The 2,019-nt window shown below is 63.4% G+C and carries 1 protein-coding gene and 1 pseudogene; both read left to right on the top strand.

The window, feature by feature from the left end; translation table 11 throughout:
* Positions 1-246 precede the first annotated feature (246 nt).
* A pseudogene (locus WAW17_RS06750) lies at positions 247-1,393 on the top strand (LLM class flavin-dependent oxidoreductase).
* 135 nt (positions 1,394-1,528) lie between these two features.
* On the top strand, positions 1,529-1,765 hold the full coding sequence (locus WAW17_RS06745; protein ID WP_422332231.1) for a hypothetical protein: 237 nt from the start codon (positions 1,529-1,531) through the stop codon (positions 1,763-1,765).
* Positions 1,766-2,019: the final 254 nt, after the last annotated feature.

Raw genomic sequence — 2,019 nt, 5'->3', positions numbered from 1 at the left:
TGGGCTGACGCGAGGACGATCAAAACGATTGGGCTCGTCTTGACAGATTACGGAAACACGCCGTCGTTTCGAGGCCGGTGTGCTGGACATGCCTGGTGGACTACCGCACGCTCAGGACGGCGGGTGTCTGCCAGACCGAAGTGTGTCACCGGCTCCAGCGCGGCCCGCTTCATGGTGCGGCGCGAGACCGCACCATGAGTCCGGCGGCGTTGGTAATGCGAACGGATGCTCGAGAAGGACGTAGCCATGAACGGCTTCAGAACCGGGCTGATGGACGGTGCACTGCACACCCGATTCGCCCCGGACCTCCTGCTCCGCACCACCCGGCAGCTCGCCGCCGCGGGCCGAGCAGACTCGATGTGGATACCCGATCACCTCAACAGCGTGTTTCCGTCGTCGATCTGGAAATCGAAATACCTCGGCGGGGCCAAACTGGCGCCGCGGGCGGACGCAATCTATGAACCCTGGACCACCCTCGGCTACGTCGCAGCTCAGAACCGGCTCACCCGACTGAGACTAGGCGTGGGGGTCACCGACGCCGGACGGCGAAACCCCGCCGTGACGGCGCAGGCCGCCGCCACGCTTCACCACCTCAGCCGCGGGCGGGCCATCCTCGGTATCGGCCCCGGCGAACGGGAAGGCAACGAACCCTACGGAGTCGACTGGGCGAGGCCCGTCGCTCGATTCGACGAGGCAATCGCCACAATCCGCACCCTCTGGAACTCTGGAGGCGCACCGGTGACCCGCGAATCACAGTTCTTCCCGCTCCACGACGCCGTGTTCGACGTCCCACCACACCAGGGAGGATGGCCGGAGATCTGGGTCGCGGCCCACGGCCCCCCGGATGCTGCGCACCGCAGGCAGGTACGCCGACGCCTGGTTCCCCGCCTACACCCAACGGCCAAAGCAATACGCCGAGAAACTCGCTGTAATCCGGTCCGCGGCCGCAGACGCCGGACGCGATCCATTGTCCATCACGCCGGCGGCGTACTTCTACGTCTTGACCGCGGGCAGCAGCGCCCGGGTCGACGAGATGACCGGCTCGGTCGCCGCCCGGGCACACGCGCTGACCGCATCCGCCGAGGTGTGGGCACGCCACGGCGTCGAGCATCCGATGGGCCCAGCTTTCTCCGGCATCCAAGATCTGTTGCCGCAGAACATCGACGAACACACCGCCCTCAGCTATGTCGAACGTGTACCACCGTCGCTGGTCCACGAAACATGCCTGGCCGGGACCCCGACGGAGATTCTCGATCAATTGAGCGAATGGCGCGACAACGGTGTTCGATACGCCGTCATTCTCAATCTCGGCCCCGTCCACCCCAAACTCCACGTCGGGCTCGGCACTTCACTCCCCCTCGTGCAGCTTCTCCGCGGTATGCGCCGACTCTGACCACATCCTGACGGAGTCTCCCAGTCTGACGTCCCACTAACGGTCGTTACTGAGATGCCGAATTCTATGTACGTAGACGGCGATCTCAGGGTTTCCCCCGATGTGGTGTTGAGCCGGGTGCCTACGATCGTTTGCATGGACATCGCCGAGTGGTGGAACCTCCTTTCGCCAGAATCGCGTGAATGGCTCATGGCGCACAACGGTGAACCACTCGAGCCGTCGATCAAGTCAGAAATACTCGCTGCCGCCAAAAGTGGAGCGCAGTCGAGTTGGTGGAGTGGGGAATCTACCGACGGACAGTCCGAACTAACAGACGAGGCCATCGACTGGATCGAGGCATTCGCGAACCGCGAGGACTCAGCCAACGGGTAAGTGGGCCGAATCAAGCATCTCGGTATCGGCCGGTGGTGGAACACCAAGTTTCGATAGGTAGAAACGTGTTCCTTTTCGAGACGCTGACGACGGCACTGATCGGATGTGGAAATTTCGGCCCACTCGACGGTAATCTCGGCACGCTCGACGGACTCCCCCGCCGACCACCGTCGAGCGTGCCCTCAATGCAGGTGCGGTATCACCCGGCCTAGGGGAAGTTCACAATCGCCAGGTTGAGCGGCATTTCATTGGTC

Source organism: Rhodococcus sp. (in: high G+C Gram-positive bacteria) (assembly GCF_049286785.1).
In the GTDB taxonomy this organism is placed as follows: Bacteria; Actinomycetota; Actinomycetes; order Mycobacteriales; family Mycobacteriaceae; genus Rhodococcus_F.
The sequence above is the reverse complement of the archived record's forward strand: the minus strand, read 5'-3'. Positions and strand labels throughout refer to the sequence as shown.

Excerpts from the sequence above, each read along its gene's own strand:
- WAW17_RS06745 (WP_422332231.1), top strand. The coding sequence starts at position 1,529 with ATGGACATCGCCGAGTGGTGGAACCTCCTTTCGCCAGAATCGCGTGAA.